This window comes from Nonlabens sp. MB-3u-79, assembly GCF_002831625.1.
In the GTDB taxonomy this organism is placed as follows: Bacteria; Bacteroidota; Bacteroidia; order Flavobacteriales; family Flavobacteriaceae; genus Nonlabens.
In genome coordinates, this window is sequence record NZ_CP025116.1 from 788584 (window position 1) to 809383 (window position 20800).

Here is a 20800-nt window from a genome sequence, read left to right on the forward strand (position 1 = left end):
TTCGCGAAAGCGAAATTATTATCTAACTCTTAAACGCAGTGGAAGTAATGCTGTTGTGAATTACTTCTTGAGTTTCTAAAATTAACTCCTCGTGATCCCTTCCTTGAATAGGAATAGGCTCATGAATCGTAAGCTTTATTTTATTACCTATACCGTAAGGAAACTTACCGTAGCGGTTTATTTTCCAACTGTTGTTTATCGTCACCGGTACAACAACAGCGTCTGGTACATATTTAAATATAGTTTTTAAACCGTTCGTCTGGAAAGATTTAGGAACTCCCGTCCTGCTGCGAGTACCTTCTGCAAAAATCACCACACTTCGTTTTTTTTCATATACGTTTTTCGCAAATTTAATCAATGCAGTAATCGCTTGTTTGCGATCCTTACGATCTATAGAACAGTTTTCTCCTATCCTTAAATTTAAGGAAATACTAGGTATCCCTTTTGCGAGTTCTTTTTTAGCAATGAATTTTGCGTGATAGTGTCTAAGGTAATAAATTAATGGCGGTATATCAAACATGCTCTGATGGTTGCACACAAAAATATAAGATGGTCCAGGTGGTAAATCAGTTTTATAGTTGATGCTAAAAGTATTCAACAACGGCAATTGGGACTGCATTAAAAACCAATTAAGTATATAAACGCTTTTACGATGAGCGTTATAGCCCCCTAGCTTATAACAGATCATCTGTATAGGGTGGAAAATAATCAGCAACAAAAAGAAAACGATGATGTGTATAACCGTTAACGGGTAAGAGATGATTTTTTGCATTCTGCAAAGGTAAATCCTTAGTTTACATGAAAGAACGAGATAGAGCAAAATCGATATGCGTGCATAGTAATTAGGAATTACTAAATATTACACACGTAAATCAGAAACTGCTTGTGATAATTTCAACACAAGATGCTGAAAACTAAAAAAGTGCTTTTATCTTGAGACAAAAACACTTTATATTTTAAAACTAAAACTGATTAACAGCTCTCGTTGTATGCTTCTTTCAGGTTTTCAGCAATCAGTTCAGCCGGTCTTCCTTCAATATGGTGACGCTCTAACATGTGAACTAATTCACCGTTCTTGAACAAAGCCATACTAGGCGAGCTAGGTGGAAAAGGAATCATCGCTGCTCTCGCTGCATCTACTGCATCGCGATCTACTCCTGCAAAAACCGTTACAATATGATCTGGCTTTTTTGCATTATCTAAAGACATTTTTGCTCCTGGACGTGCATTTGCAGCAGCGCAACCACAAACTGAATTCACCACTACTAAAGTAGTTCCTTCTTTGCTTAGTGCTTCTTTTACGTCGTTTTGTGTATATAAATGTTCAAATCCTGCGTTACCTAAATCGTCACGCATCGGTTGAACTAATTCTGCTGGGTACATAATATAAATTTTTTACAAAGGTAAAGACTTCTAGTGCTTTATGAAACAGCTATGGTATCATTTAAGTTTATTATGTGAATGGTTTTTTGAATAGTAGGATTCTTTCTGGATTTAAAAAAGACAGAAGTCTATAAAGCAGGGGTCCTATAGACTTCTGTTTCAATAGTGACAACCTTGTGTCAAAGCAGAGTGATTTTAAAATCTAATGGAGCATGGAAAGCGAACACGAACTACTGAAAATTTAAAAGCTTGTACCTAAATTACACTTGGTAATTTTGAAATGTTATCGTGGAACTTATAAAGGTATCGAACCAAATTTTATGGAAAGTCTTTCTAAATACTAAACAACTTATCCATTTACAAATGTTTAGTATCTTTAAGACTTTCTATTCCATACTTAATTATGACAACCAAAAGAAAATGTCCTGAATGTGATGAAGAAGTGCGTGGCAGAGCCGATAAGGTTTATTGCAGTGATTACTGTCGTAATGTAGCAAATAACAAACTAAATAGAGATACCAATGCCTTAATGCGCAATATTAATAATAGACTGCGTAAAAACCATCGCGTTTTACAAATGCTCAATCCTAAAGATAAAACTAAAGTAAGTAGAAATAAGCTACTTGCTAGCGGCTTTGACTTTACCTTCTTTACCAGTATTTACACCACTAAAAAAGGGGGTGTTTATTACTTTATTTACGATCAGGGATACTTGGTTATGGAAGACGATTACTACCTGATTGTAAAGAGAGATTAACAATTCAATAAACTGATGACACCTGCGTTATGAGATCCTATTAAACCCAGTTCCCGAATGAAATTTAATTCAAATAAAAATATCTATAGATGGATCATGATTGTCGCGGCAGTGATGATCACTTCCTTGATTTTATGGAACACGTATGATTTTTTCCAGCAATTGAAGGAAAATGAACGTAAAAACATACAGGAATTTGGAATCTCTCAAAAGGATCTTGCTAATCAAGGCTTAGGAGCAGATTTAGGCGAATTAGGTTTTACTGTAGCCAGTAATACCACGACAGTACCAATGATTTTAATCGATTATAAAGGAGGAATCGAGACGCGTAACCTCCCTGAAAACATAAGTGATGACCCGGAAAGGATAAAAGAGCTAATTAAAATTTACAAACAAGAAAACGATCCTATCGTAACTCAATTTGAAGGAAAGCCATTCAGCACTATATACTACGGCAATAGTGACATTATAACAAAGACCAAATATTACCCCATGGCTCTGGTCGTTATTATGTTATTGTTCTTCTTTGTTATTTGGTTTTTTTATAGGTCCAACAAGGCAGGTGAGCAAAACAAACTTTGGGCTGGTATGGCAAAAGAAAGTGCGCATCAAATAGGTACACCACTTTCTTCTCTTGTAGGCTGGACTACCATTTTAAAAGACACTGATATTGATCCATCCTATATAGTTGAAATGGAAAAAGACATCAACCGTCTTAAAATGATTACTGATCGATTTTCTAAAATAGGCTCCATTCCAAAACTCATTGAAGTAGATATAGTAGATCAAACTCAAAAAGCAACTGATTACATTGCAAATCGATCCTCAAAATTAGTCAAATTTGAAATAGACCTTCCAGATCAACCTATACAAGTCAAGTTAAATGAACCCCTATTTGAATGGGTGATAGAAAACCTCATTAAAAATGGTATTGACGCTATGAAAGGAAAAGGAACGATCTCCATATACCTAAAAGCAGATGTATACAATGTCTTTATTCAAATAAAAGACACTGGTAAAGGAATTCCAAAAAGTCAATGGAATCAAATTTTTAAACCTGGATTTACTACAAAAAGACGTGGTTGGGGTTTGGGGCTTTCTCTCGCCAAACGTATTATCAAAGATTATCACAATGGTAAAATACGTGTTATGGAAAGTAAAAAAGACCAAGGAACTACCTTTGAGATTACATTAAATAAAATCTAGAAGTCTGCCACATTATGAAAACGGTAAAAGAACTGTTTAAAAAGCAGCTGCAATTACAAGGTGAACCAGCTTTAGAAGAACTTGTCATCCAGATACCTCATGCCGTCAATGACGAAAAAAAAGACGAAGAATCCATACGATTTGAAAAAGTGCCAAGGGTAGCTTTAAAGTAGCAGTAAAAAACCTACAAGCTTATACATATACCTATTAAAAAGGTTACCGCATTAGAATCAACTAGCTTCTAGGTAAAGTAACCGTAAATGTGGTGCCTTCTCCATAAATAGTTTTCATATGAATGGTGCCGTTAAAATTTTCTACGATTTGTTTCACCATGGCAAGGCCTAATCCCATACCGCTATTTTTTGTAGTAAACTTAGGTTCAAATATTTTCCTTTCGTGCTCTGCAAGCACACCTGTTCCATTATCTGATACGGTTAGATAAATCTTTTTATCATCATGTTTAACAGAAACTACAATTTTATTTTCTCGGCCTGGATGACTGGCCTGGATAGCATTTTTAACTAAGTTTGTAACCACACGTATCAACTGAGTTCTATCAAATACCGCTTTCAAAGAGTCGGCATCTTCTATGTAATAAATATTGGACTCATTAAAAATATCTAATGCCAGTTGGGTCACCATACATACATCAGTTTCCTCATTTTTCTGCGCAGGCATGGTGGCATAGGTAGAGAAAGCACTTGCTATATTGCTCATTACATCTATTTGCTCTATTAAAGAGTTCGAATATTCGTTGAGTTTTTCTTTAAACTCGGCATCAGTTGGGTCAAATCTTCTTTGAAAACTTTGCACAGTGAGTCTCATGGGTGTCAACGGATTTTTAATCTCGTGTGCCACTTGTTTGGCCATTTCTCTCCATGCTTGTTCCCTTTCACTGGTGGCAAGTTTTACGGCACTCTCTTCCAGCTCATCTACCATTTTATTATAGGACTCTACAAGCGTATTTATTTCTTCTGTGCCTTTGTGATCTATTTCTAATTTACGATTGCGTTTTGATAAATCTAACTGTTTCAGATTATCAGATATACTTCTAATGGATCTGGTAATATACCTTGCTAGGAAATAACCGAGTACGATAGAAATAAAGAACATCAAGGCATAAACTAAACCGAGTCTCTTTAAAAACTCCTCAAGTTCATAGCTCATAAAGTCATCATTCTCAATATAAGGGAGATTGAGAATGGCTATGTTTTTAAATTGATTATCTGTTAGATAGGAATAACTGGAACGATAACTTTGCCCACCAATTTCAAATTTCTCTACATAACGTCCATCTTCAGAATCTCTTAGTTTTTTCAAAATACGGCTAGAGATCTGACTGTGTTTGCTATCGCTTACAAACTGAGCTTTTGAGCTTTTTCTGAGCTTTCCTTGGAGGTCATGCATATAAATAGGCATCTCATGGATGGCACTTAGTCCGTAAATTTCTTCTTTAAAAATATTTTTAAGGTTATCTGTGGTGACCTCAAAATCTGTTTTTTCAATGACGTAGGATATATTTTCTTTAATAGCCTGTTCTTTACGAAACAGTCTTTTTTCATGATAATCTTTGGCTTGTTCTTGGAATTGATAGATCGACATTCCAGCAATGAGAACACTGGCAATAATGGTAAGCACCATCATGGAGAAAAAGATGCGATTTCTAAGGCTATTTGTATACAATCTCATTAAGGTAAAAATAACAATAATTGAGCCACTTGTAACTTCAAGCTGTGGTTTAAAGATCCCTTTGCTAAATTATTCCACTTTTGCATCAAATCGAGTACAGCATCATCTCTTGTTTTCCTTATAAAAGTGAAAGTCAAAACAGGCATACCTCTCATCAGCCTTTAAAAAATGGTTATGGAGTCTGTGGGTAAATCAATAACTTTGCCCTATGAAAATAGATAATCTAGAACAAGGATTTTACGGTATTGGAATTATGAATGGCAAGACTCCAGAAAATCTAGGGGTTTTATGGCGTACGGCTCAAAACCTAGGAGCTAATTTTATCTTTACGATTGGGAAGCGCTATGCAAAACAAGCCTGCGACACCCATAACGCAGTAGGTGCCCTTCCTTATTTTCACTACAAGACCTTTGATGATTTTTACACCCATTTACCTAAAGGTGCTATGATAGTAGGTATCGAATTAACTGATACTGCAATGCCACTAGAGGCGTTTAAGCACCCACGTAGTTGCGTCTATCTACTAGGCGCAGAAGATCATGGACTCACTAATGAGGCGCTAGTAAAATCGCAACATATTATTAAGTTCAATACTCCTAAGAGCCTTAATGTAGCGGTTGCTGGCAGTATAATCATGTATGATAGAAGCGTAAAAGGAACAAGCATCTACCTAGATGGCAAAGCGGTCTAATCGATGACATTTGTCCAATTATTTTTAAATAATACTGATTATTAACCATTTAGAAACATAAAAGTTTTTACTTTTATGTTTCTAACAATTACAATTTATTATAATGAAACAAGGAACTGTAAAATTTTTTAATGAGTCTAAAGGATTTGGATTCATTACTGAAGAAGGAACAAATCAAGAATGCTTCGTTCATGTTACTGGGCTTATCGATGAGATAAGGGAAGGTGATCTAGTAGAATACGAAGAAACAGAAGGTAAAAAAGGAGTGAACGCTGTAAATGTAAAAGTGGTTCAATAACTTAGATTTATATTTGTAAATCGTCAAGTCCCATTTCAGTACTATGAAGTGGGATTTTTATTTAAAATAGTATGATGAATAAAAAAATAAGCTATTACAAAGAATCAGGAAGCTATCATGCTCCTAGCCTTTTAATAAGTGTACTCTTCTTAATCTCCTTATCGCTGTTGTTAGCATATCTTTATAATGCTCTAACTTTAGTCATGCCTATTATATACATTAATGTATTATTAGTATTTGGGATTGGAATAGTTTTAGGGTATTCGGTCCTTGTGTTGTGCAAATTAAGTAAGGTTGGCAACTATAAAATAAGAATAGGGCTCGCTCTTCTTATTGGAATTATCACTCTATACTTTCAGTGGTCTGCTTATATAGGCTATCTCATAAATGAAGGTTCACATAGTCTGGAGTCCTATATAAACTCTTTGGGATGGATATTCTATGATTCTATAGAAAAAGAAGTTCTCGTAGAATTATATCATTACGGCGCTTATGAAGTTTTTAATACCCAAGTAACTGATTATGCACTATTTTTTATCTGGCTCATTGAGGCGGCAATTATAATTGCCATACCAATTCTTGCAGTTTTTAGGTATGTGCCTTTACCAATTTCAGGCACTTACAATAAATTCTATGATCAATATACACTGGAGAAAGACTTTAGATCCTTAGGGTCAGGAGAGCTTACTGCTTTAAGGATTCATGAAGGTCCAGCTGCTGCCCTACAAGAATTTGAGGGCGGCAAAGCAAACCGACATAGCAAGATAAAAATATTTTATTTACCTCAAGAAAGTAAACAATACCTAAAGGCTGAAAATATTTCTATACAGCGTGGGAATGAAAGTAAGACAGCAGTAGATGTAATCGTTAAATATTTAGAGATTTCTACACCTCAGGCAAAAGAATTACTGGAAACATTTAGGAACAGAAAGGATGGTTTTCAATTGTTATAAATCTGAATTTAGAGTATAAAAAAAACCGTCTAAGCTCAACTTAGACGGTTTTTTTATGATTTTATGAGATGTTATTATTTAACCCCTAACGCTGCTTTTACGTCTTGAGTAAGGTCATAACCGTCAGCCATGATGATACCTGTTCCAGTGGTTGAATCTAACACATAATCAAAACCTTTTGCACGAGCTACTTTAAAGATAGCTTCTCTTACCTGCTTGTAAAGAGGCTTTAATAGGTCAGTTCTTTTCTGACCCATAGCTTTTTGTGAGTTTTGATAATACTCTTCTAACTTCTTCTGACCTTCTGCCAGCTCTGCAAGTATCCTTTCGTTTTCTTCCTGAGTTCTTTGTGGAGCTGCTTCTTGGGCGGTCTGATATCTAGTCTTCAATTCTTTATCCATTGCGGTCAACTTAGTTTCATAAGTTTTTGCAAGGTTTCTCAACAACTTGTCAGCAGCGATAGCACTGGGCATAGACTCTACTAACTCTTGAGAAGCTACGTGACATAACTTTGTAGGTTGTGCATCTTGTGCCTGACCTAGTTGGACACCTGCAAAGATGAATGCGATTACTACTATTAGGGTTTTTACTTGTTTCATTTGTATATTAATTGTTATCAATTTTTTTAAATGTCGTGTTTAATCGACTGCAAATATAAGGAGTTCCTATATTATTCACCATCAGGTGTGGTTTTCTTATTGTTTTCTGCTTTTTTAGCTTCTGCTTCTGCTTTTCTTTTTGCTACTGCGGCAGCTCTAACCTCAATAGTACTATCTCTCTTACGCTGGCGTTCTTCCAACATTTTATCTCTACGCTCTTTATATTCAGCAGCCTTTGCAGCCCTTGTGGAGTCCCGTATCCTTTTTTGTTCATTGCGTTCTGCATTGCGATCAGTAATGGCTTGTTGCATTTCCTCTTTCTTGTCTTCTCTAACCTGCTCTTTTTCTTCCTTCTGCTCTGCTTCTTCTACAGATAAGTAGGGCTCAACTTTATCCTCTTGTTTCTGATCTGCCTCTCTTTTCTTACCAGCTCTTCCTATTGCTCTTAAAATTTGATCACTTATATCATGACGCTCTGCGCTGTATAACATAGCCACTTCTGAGCTATCTACTATATAATCGTATTTTCTTTGACTTCCTATTTTTTGAATTTCATTAAAAACTTGATCCTGTACTGGCTGTATTAATTGTTGTTTTTGCAACAAAAAGTCACCTTGTGCTCCAAATCTTTTTTGCTGATACTCAGCAAGTTCTTGTTCTTTTAGGGCTATATCTTCTTCTTTTTCTTCAATAAGCTCTTTGGTGAGTAGTACTTTCTCATTTTGAAGAGTGGCTTTCATTTGAGAAATTTCATTTGACATTTTATCAATCTCTCCTTTCCACTTTTGCATTTTTTGCTCCAGTTGTTTTGATGCCTCTTGATACTCTGGCACACTTTCTAGGATGTACTCCATATCTATGTAGCCCACTCTTACTCCCCTTTGCGCTTTCGCGAAAGCGAAACTAAAAAAGGCCGCTATACCGATAATTAAAATCTTATTTTTCATAAGCTTATTGTTTAGAGAAATAATCATGCCATACTTAAAATTGTTGACCAATTATAAAGTGAACGTTCCAACCACTAGGATCATTGCTTACTGCATTAGGAACGCTGTCAAATCCATAAGCAAAATCTACTCCTAAAAGACCGAATGCAGGCATAAATATACGTAATCCTACTCCGGCAGATCTTTGTACATCAAATGGATTATAACTTCTAAAGCGGTCATAAGAACCTGCAGCCTCTGCAAAACTAAGTACATAAATAGAAGCGGCTTGCTCTAAAGATATCGGGTAACGCAGCTCCATGGAAAACTTATTGTAAACCGTGTCCCCGTCTGCACTGTTGGTAAGCGCACTGTTATCATATCCACGCATTCTAATGATATCTCTACCATCTAATGAAAATGCCCCTAGTCCATCACCACCAACAAAAAATCTTTCAAATGGGACCAGGCCACGTTCATTGTTATAGGCTCCTAAGAAACCAAACTCTGTCTTGGTCTGTAAAATTAATTTTTCATAAAGTTGTGTGTACCAAGTCCCTTCAAATTTAATCTTATAATATTCTAAGAATTTAAATTTTTCTTGATCTATCTTACCTCGATCTGCTATGCCGTTGGTTTGAAATTCTGGGTTGTCCTCTAGGTTAGCATAATCTACTCCATTCCAAACAGAATAAGGAAGTGTCATCTTTGCCGTAAGTGAAAAGGAAGAGCCATAAGTAGGGAAAATAGGATTCACACCTACGTTATTACGACTTAATCCCAATGTATAAGCTAGGTTATTAGAAAACCCGTTAGGGAAATTAAATAAATTGGTTTGGTAATTCTTCAAGTTATAATGTTGAAAAGATATCGCTTGAGAGAATTGAAAATATTGATCTGGCCATTCCAGTCTTTTTGCAATACCTACTGTCCCTCCAGTAATTAAGAAACGTTGATCTCTATCTACTTCTCTAAAATTTTGTTGGTTCACACGATATTGCTCACTATGTGAAAAGGAGACATTAAAGGATACTGGCTTTTTACCACCTAACCATGGCTCGGTAAAGTTAAGACTGTAGGTTCTAAAAATAATACTGGCTTGGGCTCTTACAGCAAGTGTCTGACCATCTCCCATAGGAACTGGCTGGTAGGCTTTTCCCTTAAATAAATTCCTTAAGGAGAAGTTATTGAATTTCAACCCTAAGGTACCTACAAATCCACCACCACCATAACCACCTTGTAACTCTATTTGGCTAGCGCCTGCTTCAACAAGTTCATAGTCTACATCTACCGTTCCTTCTTCTTGGTTCACATTAGTCAATTGTGGATTGATCTTCTGTGCATCAAAGAAACCCAATTGACCTACTTCTCTAATGGAGTTGATGATCTTCTGACGGGAATATTTTTCTCCTGGAGAAGTCCTGATTGCTCTATAAATAACGTGATCGTTAGTCCTTGTATTACCACTTACGCTAATGTTATTGAAGTAAGCTTCTTTACCTTCTACAATTCTAATCTCAAAATCTATAGTATCATTTTGAACACGAGTTTCTACTGCGTTTACACTCGAAAAAAGGTACCCACTATTTTGATATAAGTTAGTCAAATCCTCAGAATCTGGATCTTCTGGATTGCTTATTCGTTCATCAAAGGCAACACCATTATAGACATCTCCTTTTTCAATTTTAAGCAATCGCTTTAATTGTTCATCGGTGTATACGGTATTCCCGATAAACTTGATATCACCAAAGTAATACTTGTTTCCTTCCTCTACACCTATATTAAGGGCTATGGTTTTTTCGTTCTTCTTTATTAATGTATCAGAAAGAACACGGGCGTCGCGATAACCGTTCTCTTTGTATTTATCGACAACAGAGAGCAAATCTTCTTGAAAATCTTCTTCTACGTATTTAGATCTTTTAAAGACCCTTAAAAAGAACTTCTTCTTAGTGTTAGACATAGCACCTCTTAGCTCCTTATCCTTAAGTTGCTCATTTCCATCAAATGTGATACTAGAAATTTTTACCTTATTACCTCTGTTAATATCGATTTTCATGTTCACGATATTACTCCCAGCGGTGTCTTCTACCGTGCGGGTTTTCACCTTAGCGTCTGCATAAAGGAATCCTTTTTTACGGTACTTATCTTCTATAAAGGATCTCGTGGTGGTCACTAAGTTTTCTGTTGCTTTTCTACCTTTAGTAAGTTTTAACTCATTTTTGAGGTCTTTGATCTGACCTTTACGCAATCCTTCTATGGTAACATCATTAAGGTTAGGCACCTCAATAATATTAATTTCTAGATTGATCGTATCGATAATGTCGTCATCTGGATCACCAATAATATCTGTTGCAAAAATTCTAATGTCGCTGAATAATTTCAGGTCCCACATTTTTTTCACCACTTGACTTAAACGTTCTCCAGGAACATATACTTCTTCTCCTTTACGCAATCCTGTAAAAGCGATAACCGTATTTTCGTTATACGTCTGGCTTCCTGCCACCGTAATCTCACCTATTTTATATTTGGTGGCATCACCTATGGCAAGGTCACCTCTCTTTTCCTGAGCGTATGTTACCGTACTTAAAAATAAGCAGGTTACCAATAGTAGCGATTTTGCTAACTTTTTAATCATTCTATAATTGTTCACTTGTTTTACCAAACCTTCTTTCTCTATCTTGATAATTATGTATAGCTTCTACCAGATGTTCTTTTCTGAAATCTGGCCAAAGCACTTCTGTAAAATATAATTCTGCATAAGCGATTTGCCATAAAAGGAAATTACTTATTCTTTGTTCTCCACTGGTACGTATCAACAAATCTACATCTGGCATATAGCTCGTATATAAATGTTTATTGATGACATCAGTATCAATCTGTTCTATTTTTAATGTACCATCCTTTACTTGACTGGCCACATTTTTAATCACTGTAATCAACTCTTCTCGCGAACCATAACTCAAGGCCAGAGTTAAATTCATCCTGTTGTTATTCTTAGTAGCTTCAATTACTTCTGCTAGTTCTCTTTGAGCTGTTTTAGGTAAAAGCTCTAATACTCCCACGGCCTTAAGAGAGATGTTATTCTTTTGTAAGGTGGAAAGTTCCTTTTTAAGGCTAGAAACCAGCAACCTCATCAAGGTATCTATTTCTAACTTGGGTCTTTTCCAGTTTTCTGTGCTAAAAGCATATAAAGTCAAATGCTCTACACCTAACTCTGCACAGGTCTCTACGGTCTGACGTACTGCTTTAGCACCTTTTTCATGACCGCGCACTCTCATCAGACCCTGTTTTTTAGCCCATCTACCGTTACCATCCATGATAACTGCAATGTGCTTAGGGATTCTGGTATGATCAAGTAGTTCTTGTGCCATTTTTAAAAGTTACAATAACAAGGTTTACGACCGAAAGCATAAGTAAGAGTCACTCCACTAAATACGTACCAGTCATTATTATTTACATTACCAAATCTTAAACTATCAAAATCTTTACTTCTCACTGGGTTGCTTCCATCTAAATTATCCGAAAAAGTATATCTAGCGCCTATCTCTGCAGCGAGTATCAATTTAGGGGTAATATTTGTCTTTACTCCAAAAATTATAGGGATCGCAATATCTGTAGTTTCACCGTATGCTTCCAACTGATTTGTGTTATTTAGTGCAAACAAGTCATAATGAAATGCGGTAAGTCCTGTATATAAATAAGGAACGATCTGTGGTCTACCAGAATACAACTCCCATTCCCAGAAGGTGTATTCTACTCCTATACTGGCTTCTATCATGGAGTAATTGTATTTTAAACCTCTTAGATCTCTAGAGAGATCGTCACTATCATTATCATCACCTACCATATTTGCAGAAATCACACTAGCTCTAAAACTATGTCTAGGACTGCGATTCCACTTAAAAATGCCGCCAATGGCAACATCTGTAAACTGAATGTATTGTGTACTTCCTACATCCCCTATTACATTTGAGGTACCTGCAAAAATACCGGCCTCATAGGTTTGCGCTTTCGCGAAAGCGAGACTAAAAAAGACAATAAACGTAAATAGTAACCGCATGGAATTTTTAAAACGTGCAAATATAACAATTCTCTTTACCCAGCATGATGTTTGCGTGCTCGATTGTAGAATAAGAAAACAAGGAATGATTGATTTTATTGTTTAATTGCGTTTATCTTCTCCCCAAAGCAGTTTTTCTCGTAGAGTTTTGATAAAACTCTGACCTTTTAACTCGATGAGATCAATGGTGAAATCTGCTTTTTTAAGTGTGAGAACGGTTTCATTAGGAAAAGAAGCTATGCGGTTGTCTAAGGAGGTAAGAAACTCTTCTTCTCTACCGCTCACTTTTATAATAATCTCTGTGTGATCTGGAATTACTAAAGGCCTCGCATTAAGGTTGTGTGGAGCAATAGGTGTAATTACAAAAGCGTCTGTATCTCTCGATATAACTGGTCCACCGCAACTAAGACTGTATCCTGTAGAACCTGTAGGTGTGGAAACAATTAATCCGTCTGCCCAATAAACGGTTAATAACTCGTTATTGAGTTTGGTCTCAATTTGCATCATACTGGTCGTATTCATGCGACTAACCGTTACCTCGTTAAGTGCAAAGTTGTGTGGCGCTGCATGATTTTCTTCATGGTCTGACACCAAAGTGATCAACGTACGTTTACTCAAGGTATAGGACCCGTTACTTAAAGCCTCTACCGCCTCCACAAGCTGATCTTTATGCAATGTCGCTAGGAAACCCAGTCTGCCCGTGTTGATTCCTATTACTGGAATACCAACATTGCCTATATAAGCAACAGCTCTTAAAATAGTACCGTCCCCTCCTATACTTATCAATATATCATAGGAGTTATCTAGTTGATCAAAGGACTGCTGTTTTAAAGCTATATTATTTTGCTTTAAAAGATTGTGAAAATTAGATTCGACAAGTACTTCAGAGTTTTTAAGCTCTAACAGAGTAATTAACTCTTTACAAGTATTGATCGTATCATCGTGTAGATAACGACCGTATATAGCAACTTTTTTCATTTACATGTTCAAATATTTGTTCAAATAATCTGATCGTTCTTTTAAAGTATCTAAGTAAGAGTCTTCTTCTGCTGCGCTTACTATCTCATAATTATACCTTCTAAAGGTTTGAAGAACAGCATTTAGATTTTGCGCACTCAATTTTAAAGTAATCTCAGATAAATGATCCTTATAAGCACTCACAAAACATCCATAGATCTTTGAATCATTAGACTCGACTATTTGCGCAACCTCACTAAAACTATAATCAGTAGAGCCTTTTTGTAAAACGACAACAGCACCAGGCTCATTCATAAAAGGGGCGTCGTTAAACAACTCCATAATGTCCTTAAGTTCATAGTAACCTAAATACTCGTTATTCTTACCTAAGACCGGCATGATATTCGATTGATTTTGAGCAAATACTGCCAAAATATCTAGCCAGTGTGTATCTTCTTTTACATGAAATACGGTGAAAGAATACTTCACCACCTCAAGGGTTTGACCAGATTCAAAACAATGAGCATCATTTTCAGAAAGACATCCTAAATAAGCCCCCTTTTCTAAAATAGGAAGATGAGAATAGGTAAGTTGAGAAAATATTTCTTGTGCTTTACACATCTGAGATTTTATGTCTAAAGGCTCTACATCATTAATGATATATTGATGGATATTCATTGAAATCAAGTTTATTGCAAATTAATCAATTCTTCACTTATGCGTCTGACAGAATCCGTTGTATTTTTGAAAATAAAAGCAACTATGGCAATTTTAAGTGTAAATGTCAATAAAATAGCAACATTACGTAATTCTAGAGGTGCTGATGTGCCTAATTTAATAAAGGTAGCTATTGATCTAGAACGTTTTGGTGCGCAAGGAATAACCATTCACCCTAGACCAGATGAACGTCATATTAGATATCAAGACGCTAGAGATCTTAAAAAAGTGGTGCAAACTGAACTGAATATAGAAGGTAACCCTATTGATAGTTTTATCAAGTTAGTAAATGAAGTTCAACCTGCGCAAGTAACTCTAGTTCCTGATGGACCAGACGCACTTACTTCTAACGCGGGATGGGACACCATTAAACACCTAGATTTTCTTACAAAAATGGTCAAGCATTTTAAAGACCGAGGAATACGCACCAGTATCTTTGTGGATCCTGTTATCGAGATGATAGAAGGAGCGGCACGCACTGGAGTTGATCGTATTGAACTCTATACCGAAGATTTTGCAAGAATGTACCCTCAGGACAAAAACAAAGCAATTGCTCCCTACCTAATAGCAGCAACTAAAGCTACTGAATTGGGACTGGGAATTAACGCTGGTCATGATCTCTCTCTAGAAAATATTAAATTTTTTAAGGAACAAATTCCAGATTTAGTGGAGGTTTCTATAGGTCATGCTTTGATATCAGAAAGTCTTTACCTAGGCCTTGAAAATGTGGTCAACATGTATAAAGCAAAACTCGCATAATGCTACATTCTATAATTTTAGGAGAAGGACAGCCTTTTTTAATTCTACATGGGTTTTTAGGAATGGCAGACAATTGGAAGACACTTGGTGCTAAATGGAGTGAAAACGGGTATCAAGTTCATTTGATTGACCAGCGCAATCACGGTCGCAGCTTGCACAGCGATACATTTAGTTACGAGATCATGGCTCAAGACATCAAAGAGTACTGTGACGCGCATCAACTTCAAAACATCATACTTCTAGGTCATAGTATGGGCGGTAAAGTAGCGATGAAATTTGCTTCCCTTTATGAGTCTTATCTCAATAAACTCATCATTGCAGACATTGCTCCTAAAGAATATGCTCCCCACCATAGCGATATCATCAACGGCCTGAGAAGTATAGATTTTGACATCGTCAAGTCTCGCAATGAGGCCGATGAAATGTTAGGGAAAGTGATTCCTGATTTTGGTACGCGCCAGTTTTTACTGAAAAGTCTCTATCGAGTTGATAAAAATCGATACGGGTGGCGTTTTAATCTAAAAGTTCTAGGCGCAGCACAAGATAAAGTTGGTATTCAAGAACCTATTGTTAATCCCATAAATACGCCCACTTTATTTATACGAGGTGGAAAGTCTGGATATATTTTAGATAGTGATATGATGCTTATAGAGCACGCTTTCGCGAAAGCGGAATTAAAAACAATAAAAGGAGCAGGACACTGGCTTCATGCCGAGAAACCTCAAGAATTCTACTCTTTTGTTGAGAATTTCGTAATATAACTTTTACTATGCTTGCACAATAATAAACGAAAACGCTTGCGTAATATCAATTTAATATTAAATTTGACACATACAAAATTAACTTACCTTACAAACCTTTGATTATGAACAAAATAAAAGTTTTTGTTGTCCTTTGTTTGATCTCTACTTTTGCTTATGCAGGAGGGTATCGTGTCAGTACACAAAGTAACAAGCAATTAGCAATGGGACATACTGGTGTTGCCGTTGTGAACAGTGCAGACGTACTATTCTTCAATCCTGCTGGAATTGTCCATTTGGAAAATAAATTGAATATAAGTGCCGGTGGGTTCGGCGTTTTTTCTGATGTGAAATTTCAAAGTGAAGAATTCGGAACTTTTTCTGAAACAGATAGCCCTACGGGAACTCCCGTTTATCTTTACGCAACATATAAAGTAACCGAAGATTTTGCTGTAGGTTTAGGAGTTTATACTCCTTATGGTAGTAATGTAACATGGCCGACAGACTGGTCTGGTTCTCACTTAGTCAACGAGATTGAATTGAGCGCTATTTTTGTACAACCTACTTTATCTTATCAACTATTTGATAGTGTAAGTATAGGTGGTGGACCTATCCTAGCCATAGGTGGGGTTAACTTTAATAGAAATGCAAGTAGAACCCTTACTGATGAAGAAGGAGATCGTTCTAATATAGAGATTGACGATGCTGGCGTTACAGCATGGGGTTGGGCTGCAGGACTTATGTTTACTCCAGACGATAGATTTACACTAGGTGTTAACTACCGATCTCTAATTAACATTGAAAGTACAGAAGGAACAGCCACATTTTCTGATTTCCCAAATAGCTCCTTAACTCCTGCGAATGGAGAAACAGGTTTTACAGCAACTTTACCTTTACCTGCTGAACTTACCGTAGGGGTGTCTTATAAGTGGGACAAACTATTACTTGCTTTTGATTATAACCGAGCTATGTGGAGTGAATACAACAGTCTAGACTTGGAGTTTGGTAACGGTGCAACTTCTATTAACCCAAGAAATTACAAGGATTCTTCTACCTGGAGATTAGGTGCTCAATACACAGCAACTGAAAAACTAACTGTAAGAGCTGGATACTACTTTGATGAATCTCCAGTACAATCTGGCTATTTTGCTCCAGAAACACCACGTAACGATTCTAACGGGTACACGTTTGGTCTTTCTTACCAAGTAAGTCCTAAGTTATCTATCGATGGATCTATACTCTATCTTAAATTTAAAGAGATCACAGAATCTTATGACTTCTTCTCTGATACAGGCTCTCCTGTACCAGCTCCTTTTGAAGGAACTTACAAGTCGTCAGCTTTTATCGCTGGTCTAGGTGTAACTTATAGCATGTAAAACAATAAAATAATGAAAAACTTAAATATAAAATTAATCGCTCTTTTTATTGCCAGTGCTGCAATGCTAAGTTGTGAAGAAGACTTTGACAACGATATCCAAGACGGTGGTGTTTACACTTCTGGAGAAGCAGACTTTTCTAAATACGTAACTGTAGGTAATTCCTTAACAGCTGGATATGCTGATGGAGCTCTTTATCTAAATGGTCAATTGGACTCGTATCCTAATATTATTGCTGGACAAATGCAATTTGCTGGTGGTGGAGAATTTAATCAACCCTTAGTAAATGATAATACTGGTGGTCTGCTTGCCAATGGTGTTCAGATTTTACCAAATCGTTTTGTGCTGGCATCTGACGGTATGGGTGCTCCTACAGGACCGGCTCGTTACACAGGCGCGGCTCCTACAACAGACATTATTAATAAAGTAACTGGGCCATTAAACAACTTTGGTGTACCTGGTGCAAGAGTATTTCACCTTGCTGCCCCAGGATACGGATCTTTAGCCGGTGTAATTCCTGGCACGGCAAATCCTTATTACACACGTTTCTCTAGCTCTGATACTTCTACGGTAATAGGAGACGCTGCTGCGGCAAATGGTACGTTCTTTACCTTATGGATAGGTAATAACGACATCCTTGGTTATGCAACCAGTGGAGGTGCAGGAGTTGATAATAACGAATTGAATATTGTAGATCCTGCGATGCAAGGAAACAACAGCATTACTAACAATTTAGTTTTCGGCGGAGTCTATCAGCAACTAGTTGCTGGCCTTATGGCAAATGGTGCTAAAGGAGCATTAGTAAATATTCCAGATGTAACTTCTATTCCTTACTTTACTACCGTTCCTCCAAACCCTATTCCTTTAGATGGACCTACAGCGGCATTTGTGAATTCTAATTACGCACAATACAACGGTGGTTTACAACTCGCTGCAGCAAATAGCCTTATAACAACTGCTGAAGCGGCTCAAAGAACTATTAACTTTAGTGCTGGACAAAATTTTGTAGTGATCGTAGATAATGACTTAACTGATATTTCTGGATCTCCTGTTCCTTTGCCTAACTGGAGACAAACTACCTCAAACGATCTTATCGTTTTTCCTGCTGCGGGAATTTTAGGAACACTAGCTGATCCTTCTAATCCAGCTTCTGTTATAGGTGTTGGTGTGCCGGTGGCAAACGAATTAGTACTCACTACTACAGAACAAGCCAGAGTTACTAACGCACAACAATCCTATAATGCAACCATTGAAGCTCTTGCTGCTGCTAATGGCCTTGCTTTTGTAGACGCTCGTGCGGCACTTGCTCAAGTTGCTACTACAGGAGTTCCATTCAATGGCGGGTTATTAACTTCTACTTACGCTACAGGTGGTGGCTTCTCCCTTGATGGAGTGCACCCTTCCGCTAGAGGTTATGCATTTACGGCAAACACTATAATTGACGCTATTAATGCACAATACGGTTCTACCCTACCTAAAGTAGATATAGGAGCTTATTCAACTATTCAATTAAGTGATACCGTTCAATAAATAGAACAAAACTTTATTTAAAAATCTGCTGCAGACTCGTTCTCCAGCAGATTTTTTATTTTTACAAAAATATCTAATTATGAAGTTCGTTATAAAACTGCTCCTTACGGCTGCTTTAGTCATGGGCCTTTCTGAAATATTACCAGGTATAGAGACGACCAATTATGTAAGTGCCATCTTGGTAGCACTATCCTTATCTGTTCTAAATTTTATAGTAAAACCCATTTTAGTCCTACTTACCTTACCTATAACCATTGTCACCTTAGGCCTGTTTTTATTAGTGATCAATGTGTTCATTATCTATCTCGCTGACTGGTTCGTGTCTGGATTTGAAGTAAGCAGCGTGTTCTGGGCGGTTATATTTTCATTATTACTCGCTCTTGCGAGGTCTGTTTTATTTAAAATGTTAGATAAAGAGAAACAGTAAAAACAAAGTCCTGAAAATAAAACCTAGACTTAAACAATCCAAATCACAGAATAACTAGGTAAACTACCGACTGGTGCCGTTTAGTTTTCAAGTTAGTCTTTTGATGAAATGACGGTGTTTAAAAACAGAGTCTATAGGTCCATCTAAGACAAAAGAAGGCTATTTAATTTGAGTTTGATATAAATGAGAGGCTTGAAAATGTTGGAACACCAACCCCCACTTAAAGACCAATTCCTTCATGCGCCTTATAGAGTTATCCTAAACATCGTTTATCAAAGTGACTGGATAAAGGAATCCAACAAATAAACACTTTGATAACTAGTAAATAAAGCTTAATTTTGCACCCCAATTTTAACAGCATATAAAAGTCTTTCAATGAACATTAAACGTACTGACATTGACGCGCTTAACGCGACACTTACACTAGATATTACTAAAGCAGATTATCAAGAACAAGTAGATAAGATCTTAGCAAACCACCGCAAGACAGCAAATATTCCAGGCTTTAGAAAAGGACAGGTTCCTGTAAGCCTTATCAATAAGAAATATCGTATTCCAGTATTAGTTGAGGAGATCAATAAAATGATTCAATCACAACTTAATGAATACATTACTAAAGAAAAATTAAACCTATTAGGCAACCCATTACCTAAAGATCAAGAAGATGTCAACTGGGAAGCAGATGACTTCACATTTGAGTTTGAATTAGGTTTTGCTCCAGAATTTGACGTCGATGTAAAAGGTAAAAAAGCCATTACACAATACGAAATCAAAACAGACGATAAAACAATCAACAGCCAGATCGATCGTGTACGTGAGAATTATGGTAAGTTAATTGCAAAAAAAGAAGTTGCCGAAAAAAATGAAGTTACTGGAGTTTTCAAAAATGAAGACGAAGGTATCCAAGCAGACGCTACTTTCTCTACTGTGAAAATCAAAGGGAAAAGCAATCTTAAGAAGTTTGTAGGAGCTAAAGTTGGAGACACTTTAGAGCTGAAAACAAAAGGTCTTTTTGCCGATGATGATGATTTAGTGACCTTACTTAAAGTAGAAGAAGAAAAAGAAAAAGGACTTGATATTAACGTAACTTTTGAAATCACTGAAGTAAACGAGCGTGAGAAAGCAGAGTTGAATCAAGAGTTCTACGACAAGCTTTTTGGCCCTGGTGTTATCAAAAGTGAAGATGAATTAAGAGAAAAACTACGTGAAGATGCCGCAAAGCAATTTGGCCAGCAAACCGACCAAAAGCTACTAACTGATATCACAGAAGCTCTTATTGCCAACACAAAATTTGACTTACCAGCAGACTTCTTGACCAGATGGATCGCTAACAATGGTGAGAACGAATTCACAGCAGAAGAAGCTGCAGAAGAGTACAACCGTTCTGAAAAAGGATTGAGGTACCAGTTGATTGAATCTACGATTGTGAAGAACAATGAAGAGTTACAACTTAAGTTTGAAGACTTACAAGCGTATTCTCGTACCATGATACGCACACAAATGGCACAATACGGTCATATGGATGCTACTGATGAAGAGGTAGACCAAGTAGTTGCCCGCATCATGAGTAATCAAGACGAAGTAAAACGTATGAGTGAGCAACTTCAAAATGAGAAAATGTTGAAGTTTTTCAAAGAAAACGCAAAACTAAAAAAGAAAGAATTGACTTACGAAGACTTTATTAAAGAAGCCTACGACGCTTAATAAAGTCCTGTCAATAATTTATATATTT

At 36.6% G+C, this 20800-nt stretch carries 22 protein-coding genes; 12 read left to right on the plus strand and 10 right to left on the minus strand.

Annotation, left to right across the window (positions count from 1 at the left end):
• Positions 1–22: 22 nt before the first annotated feature.
• Both CW736_RS03505 and CW736_RS03510 read right to left on the minus strand, forming a co-directional pair.
• Positions 23–772 (minus strand): lysophospholipid acyltransferase family protein, encoded by a 750-nt coding sequence (locus CW736_RS03505; protein ID WP_101012593.1) that lies wholly within the window; start codon positions 770–772, stop codon positions 23–25.
• A gap of 200 nt (positions 773–972) precedes the next feature.
• Positions 973–1383 carry a BrxA/BrxB family bacilliredoxin gene (locus CW736_RS03510; RefSeq protein ID WP_101012594.1) on the minus strand — a complete coding sequence of 137 codons (411 nt, stop codon included), beginning with the start codon at positions 1381–1383 and terminating at the stop codon, positions 973–975.
• A gap of 403 nt (positions 1384–1786) precedes the next feature.
• On the opposite strand from CW736_RS03510, the gene CW736_RS03515 reads away from it, so the two are divergent.
• Genes CW736_RS03515 through CW736_RS14010 form a run of 3 tightly spaced genes read left to right on the plus strand, consistent with a single transcriptional unit; the run spans position 1787 to position 3519 of the window.
• Positions 1787–2140: a hypothetical protein gene (locus CW736_RS03515; RefSeq protein ID WP_101012595.1), complete on the plus strand. Its 354-nt coding sequence runs from the start codon at positions 1787–1789 to the stop codon at positions 2138–2140.
• A gap of 57 nt (positions 2141–2197) precedes the next feature.
• On the plus strand, positions 2198–3346 hold the full coding sequence (locus CW736_RS03520) for a sensor histidine kinase (RefSeq protein WP_101012596.1): 1149 nt from the start codon (positions 2198–2200) through the stop codon (positions 3344–3346).
• Positions 3347–3360: 14 nt separating this feature from the next.
• Positions 3361–3519 carry a hypothetical protein gene (locus tag CW736_RS14010; RefSeq protein WP_157810874.1) on the plus strand — a complete coding sequence of 53 codons (159 nt, stop codon included), beginning with the start codon at positions 3361–3363 and terminating at the stop codon, positions 3517–3519.
• Positions 3520–3580: 61 nt separating this feature from the next.
• On the opposite strand, the gene CW736_RS03525 is transcribed toward CW736_RS14010, so the two are convergent.
• Positions 3581–5035, minus strand: a complete 1455-nt coding sequence (locus CW736_RS03525; RefSeq protein WP_232735412.1) for a sensor histidine kinase — start codon at positions 5033–5035, stop codon at positions 3581–3583.
• A 208-nt stretch (positions 5036–5243) separates the two neighbouring features.
• Here CW736_RS03525 and CW736_RS03530 point away from each other — a divergent pair, with 208 nt between their 5' ends.
• From CW736_RS03530 to CW736_RS03540, 3 genes are all read left to right on the plus strand, one after another.
• A complete protein-coding gene (locus tag CW736_RS03530; protein WP_101012597.1) occupies positions 5244–5726 on the plus strand; it encodes an RNA methyltransferase in 483 nt (160 codons plus the stop codon).
• Between the two features lie 103 nt (positions 5727–5829).
• Positions 5830–6024, plus strand: coding sequence for a cold-shock protein (locus tag CW736_RS03535; protein ID WP_101012598.1), 195 nt, complete (start codon positions 5830–5832; stop codon positions 6022–6024).
• Between the two features lie 74 nt (positions 6025–6098).
• Positions 6099–6977, plus strand: coding sequence for a hypothetical protein (locus CW736_RS03540; RefSeq protein WP_157810875.1), 879 nt, complete (start codon positions 6099–6101; stop codon positions 6975–6977).
• Positions 6978–7051: 74 nt separating this feature from the next.
• On the opposite strand, the gene CW736_RS03545 is transcribed toward CW736_RS03540, so the two are convergent.
• The 7 genes from CW736_RS03545 to CW736_RS03575 all read right to left on the minus strand — a co-directional run bounded on the left by CW736_RS03545 (position 7052) and on the right by CW736_RS03575 (position 14197).
• Positions 7052–7576: an OmpH family outer membrane protein gene (locus CW736_RS03545; RefSeq protein ID WP_101012600.1), complete on the minus strand. Its 525-nt coding sequence runs from the start codon at positions 7574–7576 to the stop codon at positions 7052–7054.
• Between the two features lie 71 nt (positions 7577–7647).
• Positions 7648–8523 (minus strand): OmpH family outer membrane protein, encoded by an 876-nt coding sequence (locus CW736_RS03550; protein WP_101015015.1) that lies wholly within the window; start codon positions 8521–8523, stop codon positions 7648–7650.
• A 34-nt stretch (positions 8524–8557) separates the two neighbouring features.
• Positions 8558–11137, minus strand: a complete 2580-nt coding sequence (gene bamA, locus CW736_RS03555) for an outer membrane protein assembly factor BamA (RefSeq protein WP_101012601.1) — start codon at positions 11135–11137, stop codon at positions 8558–8560.
• 1 nt (position 11138) lies between these two features.
• Entirely contained in the window at positions 11139–11873 is a 735-nt protein-coding gene (locus tag CW736_RS03560) for an isoprenyl transferase (protein WP_101012602.1), read from the minus strand.
• Between the two features lie 2 nt (positions 11874–11875).
• Positions 11876–12562, minus strand: coding sequence for a DUF6089 family protein (locus tag CW736_RS03565; protein WP_101012603.1), 687 nt, complete (start codon positions 12560–12562; stop codon positions 11876–11878).
• A gap of 102 nt (positions 12563–12664) precedes the next feature.
• Positions 12665–13540 (minus strand): NAD kinase, encoded by an 876-nt coding sequence (locus tag CW736_RS03570; protein ID WP_101012604.1) that lies wholly within the window; start codon positions 13538–13540, stop codon positions 12665–12667.
• Positions 13541–14197 (minus strand): CBS domain-containing protein, encoded by a 657-nt coding sequence (locus CW736_RS03575; RefSeq protein WP_101012605.1) that lies wholly within the window; start codon positions 14195–14197, stop codon positions 13541–13543.
• An 84-nt stretch (positions 14198–14281) separates the two neighbouring features.
• Here CW736_RS03575 and CW736_RS03580 point away from each other — a divergent pair, with 84 nt between their 5' ends.
• The 6 genes from CW736_RS03580 (at position 14282) to tig (ending at position 20772) form a co-directional block, all read left to right on the plus strand.
• Positions 14282–14995 carry a pyridoxine 5'-phosphate synthase gene (locus CW736_RS03580; RefSeq protein WP_101012606.1) on the plus strand — a complete coding sequence of 238 codons (714 nt, stop codon included), beginning with the start codon at positions 14282–14284 and terminating at the stop codon, positions 14993–14995.
• Positions 14995–15756, plus strand: coding sequence for an alpha/beta fold hydrolase (locus CW736_RS03585; protein WP_101012607.1), 762 nt, complete (start codon positions 14995–14997; stop codon positions 15754–15756). Before CW736_RS03580 ends, CW736_RS03585 begins: the two co-directional genes overlap by 1 nt.
• A gap of 104 nt (positions 15757–15860) precedes the next feature.
• Positions 15861–17111 carry an OmpP1/FadL family transporter gene (locus CW736_RS03590; RefSeq protein ID WP_198519336.1) on the plus strand — a complete coding sequence of 417 codons (1251 nt, stop codon included), beginning with the start codon at positions 15861–15863 and terminating at the stop codon, positions 17109–17111.
• A 12-nt stretch (positions 17112–17123) separates the two neighbouring features.
• The gene (locus CW736_RS03595) at positions 17124–18641 is read left to right on the plus strand and encodes a G-D-S-L family lipolytic protein (protein WP_101012608.1); all 1518 of its coding nucleotides are present in this window, start codon (positions 17124–17126) and stop codon (positions 18639–18641) included.
• A 79-nt stretch (positions 18642–18720) separates the two neighbouring features.
• Complete coding sequence (locus CW736_RS03600) at positions 18721–19068, plus strand: phage holin family protein (RefSeq protein WP_101012609.1); 348 nt, start codon at positions 18721–18723, stop codon at positions 19066–19068.
• A 375-nt stretch (positions 19069–19443) separates the two neighbouring features.
• Positions 19444–20772 (plus strand): trigger factor, encoded by a 1329-nt coding sequence (gene tig, locus CW736_RS03605; protein WP_101012610.1) that lies wholly within the window; start codon positions 19444–19446, stop codon positions 20770–20772.
• The last annotated feature ends 28 nt before the right edge of the window (positions 20773–20800 follow it).